8 protein-coding genes are annotated in these 7,004 nt (G+C 51.6%); 5 read left to right on the top strand and 3 right to left on the bottom strand.

The window, feature by feature from the left end:
* The 4 genes from ABF979_RS15790 to ABF979_RS15775 form a co-directional block, all read left to right on the top strand.
* On the top strand, positions 1–273 hold a 273-nt coding region (locus tag ABF979_RS15790), incomplete at its 5' end, for a hypothetical protein (RefSeq protein ID WP_415560665.1).
* A 125-nt stretch (positions 274–398) separates the two neighbouring features.
* A complete protein-coding gene (locus ABF979_RS15785; protein WP_415560664.1) occupies positions 399–995 on the top strand; it encodes a DNA/RNA non-specific endonuclease in 597 nt (198 codons plus the stop codon).
* A 103-nt stretch (positions 996–1,098) separates the two neighbouring features.
* Positions 1,099–1,746: a hypothetical protein gene (locus tag ABF979_RS15780; RefSeq protein ID WP_415560663.1), complete on the top strand. Its 648-nt coding sequence runs from the start codon at positions 1,099–1,101 to the stop codon at positions 1,744–1,746.
* Positions 1,747–1,755: 9 nt separating this feature from the next.
* Entirely contained in the window at positions 1,756–2,838 is a 1,083-nt protein-coding gene (locus ABF979_RS15775; protein WP_415560662.1) for a helix-turn-helix domain-containing protein, read from the top strand.
* A 101-nt stretch (positions 2,839–2,939) separates the two neighbouring features.
* Here the strand turns inward: ABF979_RS15775 and ABF979_RS15770 are convergent, their stop codons facing one another.
* The 3 genes from ABF979_RS15770 to ABF979_RS15760 form a co-directional block, all read right to left on the bottom strand.
* Positions 2,940–3,830 carry a hypothetical protein gene (locus ABF979_RS15770; RefSeq protein WP_415560661.1) on the bottom strand — a complete coding sequence of 297 codons (891 nt, stop codon included), beginning with the start codon at positions 3,828–3,830 and terminating at the stop codon, positions 2,940–2,942.
* A gap of 503 nt (positions 3,831–4,333) precedes the next feature.
* The gene (locus tag ABF979_RS15765) at positions 4,334–4,531 is read right to left on the bottom strand and encodes a helix-turn-helix domain-containing protein (RefSeq protein WP_166315953.1); all 198 of its coding nucleotides are present in this window, start codon (positions 4,529–4,531) and stop codon (positions 4,334–4,336) included.
* A gap of 594 nt (positions 4,532–5,125) precedes the next feature.
* A complete protein-coding gene (locus ABF979_RS15760) occupies positions 5,126–6,082 on the bottom strand; it encodes an Lrp/AsnC family transcriptional regulator (RefSeq protein WP_415560660.1) in 957 nt (318 codons plus the stop codon).
* A gap of 179 nt (positions 6,083–6,261) precedes the next feature.
* On the opposite strand from ABF979_RS15760, the gene rhuM reads away from it, so the two are divergent.
* A partial coding sequence (gene rhuM / locus ABF979_RS15755; RefSeq protein ID WP_415560659.1) for a RhuM family protein occupies positions 6,262–7,004 on the top strand: 743 nt, incomplete at its 3' end.

Below are 7,004 nucleotides of genomic sequence, written 5' to 3'. Positions count from 1 at the left end.
ATACCATTTTCACGACTTGAAGTGATAAGTAATATTACTTGGAATATCCTGCTTCAAGAACGTGTGAATTCATTATTTCCTTATGCTCGAAAACAAATTGATACTCCAAAAAACATTTATACATATAAAGATCTAGAAAATATTGTATTGCAGAATTTTATAAAATTACAATACGACGAATTGTTGTATTTCATGCTACAAAAAGCCTTTATGCAGCAGAATAAATTCCCAGAATTATCACCATTTTCTCCTATTGATACTTATAATAAGTGATTTTTGTTAAATATTTTTAATTTATCACATGGTTTACCTCGTCTGATATGTCGCCTTACTTACGATCACTCTTTTCCTTCCTGATCCTCTCGATACTCCCATCAGGATACGCACAGGCTACCTGCGTGGATCATTTCGCCGGACAGGCAGCACCAGCGTCCGGTCAGCCCACGATATTGCTCTGTTCAGCGAGTTTCGCCGTAGGATATTCCGGACAGGCGAAAGAGCCGCTCTGGAGCGCCGAGCACCTGATCGAGGAAGACATCGCAGAGGCGCAGTCCCTGCAGGGGCGTGCCGTCTTTCACGAGGATCTCCGTATCCCACCAGCTGCCCGGTCTGAGCTTTACGACTACAAGCGTTCGGGCTGGTCTCGCGGTCACCTCGCTCCATCAGGTGACGCGCCGACACGAGAAGCGCGGGCCGAGACCTTCGCCCTTTCCAACATCGTGCCGCAGGATGCCGGGCTGAACTCCGGGCCCTGGAACAGGATCGAAAGCAACATCCGGCATATCACCGAGCGTGAAGGTGAGCTTTATGTCGTAACTGGCCCGGCCTTCGTGGACGATCTGGGGGCGATAGGCCCGGATCGCGTCGCCGTCCCGTCATCGCTATGGAAAGTGAGAAGCATCGGAGTGCGTGGCTTGATGGAGCATTGCTTCGACCACAGAGGCGGTGAGGATCAGAATGCGTCAGATAGCCTTCATTCTAACCATTTCTGGTAACTTCGGCATATGGTCTAGGCGGTAGTCCTGTTACTAAAACATGCTTGACCGTGTTAATTTTCTCCGCCACAATTGAGGGGTAAAAAATTAACATGGTGTGTGCATGCCCCTTTCTGTCCCTTGTCAGATCGTCAGTGAAGCCGACCAAATAGAAGGCCGCCTGCGGGAACACTTTGGAACGACGCGAGGCGATCTGATTCAGATTGTTCTGATGGCGGTAGCAGCACGCAGAGACTCTACTGAGGATGATCCTGCCACTGCTCCAGGCACACTTTCGTATATTTATGGGACACGCGCTCTACGCTCGGTGTTTCGTGCAATGAAATGGCAGAAACATCGGAAAGACGGTATTGAGGCTGTTGTTAGCCCAGATGCCAGATTGCAGATTATCTTTCAGAATGTCGATCTCGCCGCGGAACAGGCGCACACTCCGAAAGCCATTTCTGGAAAAAAATCCGCCTCACAGCGTCTTATTGAGACTGGACAAGGGGACTTGTTTGTTTCGCCGAATGTCACAGCTATTAAGTTGCCGGGTGAACATAGAGAAATCTGGTATCTTTGTGTCAGTTGTGACGACCTGACTGGCATCCGAGCTGAACTCTCTCGACCGCTTCCCGTCGAGGACGAACAGTTCGTTGGCTTTCATGAGCGTATTTTCATCGTCATCAAGGGGCAATTGGAAGCACCCATTGTTGACCTCGATGATGGAATGCCTGAACAGCACTTCGAGATTAACATCAGCCGTAAGTAAGCTTGTTTCATGTTTAATGTGATGCGCCTGACACTGGCCCGGCAACGTCGGGGCCTTACAAGTCGTGCGCTTGCCGAACTGGCTGGCGTCACTCCTGTGACGCTATCCCGAATTGAGAACGGCAAAAACGCACCGGATCCGGATACAATCCGTAGAGTTGCACATGCTCTCGGTTTTCCTGTGCCATTTTTTTTAGGAGACGTATGCGATGCCCCGTCTCGTGAAGGAGCAAGTTTCCGCAGTTTGACAGCCATGACAGCACGAGAGAGGGATGCTTCACTGTCAGCTGGGGGTTTTGCTTATCTTTTGCAAGACTGGGTTGATGACCGTTTTAATCTTCCACAAGCTGATCTTCTGAACCTTTCGTCAGAAAGGGATGCAGCACGCGCAGCCAGGGCACTACGACAGCATTGGGCGCTTGGTGAGCAGCCGATCAGTCATATGATACGCCTGCTTGAGTCTAAAGGCGTGCGCATTTTCTCTTTGGCTGAAGAAACACTCAATGTAGACGGCTACTCTTGCTGGCGAGGTGAGGTGCCTTACGTTTTCCTCAACACCATGAAATCAGCAGAACGAAGCCGATTTGATTGTGCTCATGAACTCGGTCATCTTGTACTGCATCGCCACGGCGGCCCCACCCAGGGCAAACAGGCAGAGATGGAAGCGCAGTTGTTTGCGGCATCGTTTCTAATGCCAGAAGCAGATGTCAGAGCAAGGCTACCGTTTGTGACCTCTCTGGATCAGATTGTTCACGCGAAACACCGCTGGGGCGTCTCTGTGTCTGCTCTGGCTTACCGTCTTCACAAGCTGCGCATACTGAGTGATTGGCAATATCGAGGTATGGTTATCGAAATCGGCCGCCGTGGTTATCGTATTTCTGAACCTCTCCCGCTTCCTCGTGAGGAATCATCAGTATGGAAGATGGTTCTTGAGGATTTGTGGAGTCAGCGGGTCACTCGTTCTCAAATCGCGGTAGATATTCAAATTCCGCAAGAGGAAATTGAAAAACTGCTTTTCGGGCTTTTCAAAGATGAAGCCCCGAAGCGCAACATAGGAAGTTCCGGACCTTGCTTACAGCTTGTAGCGGACTGACAGCGCTAAGGCTGTGCATATCGTAATACAGCACCGATCAATGATGGCAGGGAATAAGTATGCAACACTCGAGAAATCCCGAGTGTTGCATAAGAAGGCTGTCAGCCAGATACGGAAATGCCTGGCAGTTCCGGACATAGATCGCTGCAATCGGCGTAAGCATCTTCTCTCAGGCGATTGATCGCCTCCCCCCATTTTCTACCGTTGGCATCCACGTTCCCCCCGTATTGCGCTGCCAGTCGTTGCCGATCCAACTGGTATCCCATGCTCGCCGCCAAAGTATTATTTGAGACAGTCAGGTCTTTTCGTACGTAAATCGGCTTTTCTGCATTGTAACTGTTATACATATCATATTGAGTGAACTGTCGGCGTATCAGAGCCCATAAAGACACCACCTCAGTCACGTACTGCCACCACCGCTGATTAATATTGGCAGCACGTATTTCTGCAATGCAAGCCATTAGAGAATGTAGAGCATCTTCCTCTTCTTGCTTTAAACCTTCAATATCCTTCCAAACTGCCGTAGCCTCTTCGCGTCTCCGCTGGGAACAGTTTTCAGCCACGATAACTTGGCGTTCAATGCTATCTAATTCTCGCTTGCGGACAGTAAGGGATTCCGGCAATTCCGGAAGCAATGTGTTTTCATTATTCGTAATTCTGCTCTCAATCTCCTGTTGATAAAACGCGTCTATTTCCTCAGTCAGGCTGGATAACCCCGAAAGTCGTTCCCTCAATTCTTCCGCAATTTTGTCCGCTTTGTTTGCAATTTCACATTTTGATTCATAATCAGTCCGTAAATTATTTTCAGACTCTTGTAGATTTTTTAGAATATTTCTCCGGTCTTCGACTGGATCCGTATCGGGTTTGGGTTCTGAATCTGCGTGGCTGGGAACGATGTTAGTCACTTCGGTCGCGGGTTGGGGAGGAGAGGTCTCTTCGGTTTCCTCACTCTTTCCACGGAAAAAGGCGCTGACGCCTGAGATTTTGACCATGCTTATTGTCTTTCTATTGGGATCATTCTTGCCGTAACGGCGGGATATTCAGTTTTATTGATGGTGGAGAGAGCGTCAGAAGCCGCGTCTCAACCTGGTTCGTGCCAGCAAGCGCTCACCGGGAGAGCCACCAGATGGTGGGACGGAATTTCCTTGTTTTTCTGCTGCTTCATTCTCACGAAGTTTGTTGACTCGAGCGGCCATTCTCGCGCCTGGTCTCTGATCGTGAGAAACGGTTACAGAAGCATCCTGCAATGGGGCAGCGTGTTAGCTAGTGAGCAGCTCATTATGGCCACCTCGACGCTGATTTACTCTGAACGCCATACGTTGCCCTGGTGTCATATCGACTGATGTTTCAGCTGCTGGCACGGACACGCCTCTTTGCGGACCATTGAGATGCAGGAAGGAACTCGTCTGTGAACAAGAGCCGCTCGACCCGATAGATTTCTTGCGCACGGCCTTCGCATTGCGTTTCCGCAAATATGCAAACGGATTACTATTTTTCATGTTGTTTCTTTCGGAAGTTGGCTGGACACGCCATTGCGTATCCAGTTCCGGAAATGCTGTTCCTGGATGAACACGCGTCCGCCCACACGGGTGACGCGCGGACCAATATTTTCCGCGATGTATCGCCGCATTGTACGCGACGTGACACGCGCCTGGTCGGCAGCTTCGTTGATTGAAAGGAGCTTCAGATCCATCAAAAATCTTGCCCTGTTCTGTGGTTCCAGAGCGAGATTATTGTTTGGAAATTTTATGACAATGCCAGAATTTATAAGAGATTATTTCTATTGTGCCTGTAAATGCCTAACTGTGCCCAGTGATGCCTAATGGTACACTTTCGGCGGTATCACGTTTTGTTTCGTTCGGTTGAATATCTGATCCATTACGAGAGTCTGACTGGTTTTGCCGCTAGCCCTGGTCAGCGCCAAGAGCAAGCGCCTGAGCAGAAATGGATCTGATCGTAACAATCCCTCACTTCGTCCAGGGCAGCTTTGTCACCTGAAGGACAGCCCCCTGCACCAACGGTGCAATGGTGTATGAAGAGCCGTCTTTTGTGGGGTGGCGAAGGGGTGGCAGATGGGTGGCAAGGTGGTAGTCGGATGGGTAGGTGACGGGTCTGTATCGGTGATGGTGACACATCGGTAACGGGTCGGTGTCGGGTATCTGGATGGTCCTTCATAGACCATTGCACCGTTGGTGCAGGCTTAGGACGTCGCTGTTCTCCACGCAGGCAGTATCCCGAATTCCCTATCGTGGAAGAATTGAAGTGCCGCGTTCAATCTGAACACACATCAGGACGCCATACGTCTGCGGATATTCATCACGGTGGCTGGCGACACCCCTGCCCGCGAAGCCACCTTTCGCAGGGTCATCGCCTTACCCTCGGGCGTGGCAAGGATACGCTCCACCTCTGCCCGCCGTTGGCTTGCCGTGTTCAATTTGAACGGGGGAGCGGCTTCATTGTGGTCGGGTGTGTCGGCATTCCCCTCACTCTCCAATCGCTCAAGGTCAGCAAGAACGGCTTTCGCATCGTCATAAATGCCCTCGCTTTCCACCTGGAACCTTAGGCGCACGATCACATCAGACAGGTTCCGGGCTGGTATCAGCTTCTCGACCATGTCCCCGAGATGTGTCCGTCGCAGATCTGCTCCTGCGCTCAGATATTCCGCCTGCTCGTTACCGCCCGTGATATTCCGGTCATCCACCAACCTCTCCCAAGCCTGATACTCAGCCAGTGCATCGGGTATCGTTTCAGGCCACGGCACCACCCGGCCCATCGCTTCGGCAACCTTTTCAGTGGGACGGAATGATTGCCCATCGAAGGTCGGAAAACTCCCCTCCACCCTCGGATCTCTGAACGGCTCAACAGCGGCATCCAGAGCCAGCTCCTCTGGTGTCCTGGCGAAAACCGCTTCCTCTGATCCGTAGCGAGCAATCACTTCCGCGATCCGGTCAGCATTCTCCCGCATCCATCTCCGCCGTTTGGCGGCGTTCTCGCGCCCCCATGCTTTCACATGGGCTGGATTGTTCATGTTGTAGAACGTGAACCCGCCGGGACCAGCGGTCGGCGCTCCATCTCCGAAGCCGCCTTCAGCCAGAAGATCGGGGATGTCCTCGATCACATATCCAAACGGTTCCACCATCGCGGTAGCACGGCTTCGAGCGGCGTCTATTTCGCCTTCGTTGCCGCTCTCGACCAGAGCCCAGACCTTCGCCAGCCGTTCAAGATTGATCTGCGCCTGCGCCATTGCCCGCCTCTATCTTGTTCATTTTGAACATACTGGTGCGGGACGGATGGTACAATGCCGAGAGAGTGTTGATCACGATCTGACGCCGCTGTAGCCATCATACAGGCAACCCCGAACTAAGCATTTCCGCCAAAGGTAAGATTTCCCCTTTGGCTTCGGTCGAGGAAGGACATGACAGTATGAGCAATGGCGAGATTATCCTTTACACGACCGAGGACGGCAAACAGACGATCCGGCTTCGGGCTGCAGACGGAACTGCGTGGCTCAGTCAAGGAGAGATGGCAGTCTTATTCGACACCACACCTCAGAACGTAACTCAGCATATTCGCGCCATTTATGCTGATGGAGAATGCCTGCCGGAGGCAACTTGTAAGGATTCCTTACAAGTTCGACTGGAAGGGGATCGGCAGGTCGAGCGTCAGATTCAGGTCTACAATCTCGATGTAATTCTCGCCGTTGGCTTCCGTGTCCGATCTCCACGTGGCGTCCAGTTCCGGAGGTGGGCGAACAGCGTCCTGAAGGATTACCTGGTCAAAGGCTTCGCCATGGACGACGAACGCCTGAAAGACCCGAAGCACGACTATTTTGATGAGCTACTTGAACGCATCCGCGACATTCGCGCCTCCGAGGCGGTGTATTATCGCAAGTTGCGCGACATTCTGTCCCTCAGTGAGGACTACGATCCAAAGAGCCGAGCCGCTCGTGACTTCTACGCCACCATCCAGAACAAGATGCTTTATGGCATCACGGGTCACACGGCAGCAGAGCTGATCTCAGAGCGTTCTAACCCTACCGCGCCAAACATGGGCTTGACCGCATGGAAGCATGGGCGCGTCCGGAAAGAAGACGTGACGGTAGCCAAAAATTATCTGGGGCAAAAAGAAATCCGTGAGCTCAATCTGATCGTGACCATGTTTCTGGA

The sequence above is a fragment of the Gluconobacter sp. genome (assembly GCF_047723935.1).
Classification (GTDB): Bacteria; Pseudomonadota; Alphaproteobacteria; order Acetobacterales; family Acetobacteraceae; genus Gluconobacter.
Note: the sequence above shows the minus strand (reverse complement) of the source record. Positions and strands in the feature narration are given on the sequence as shown.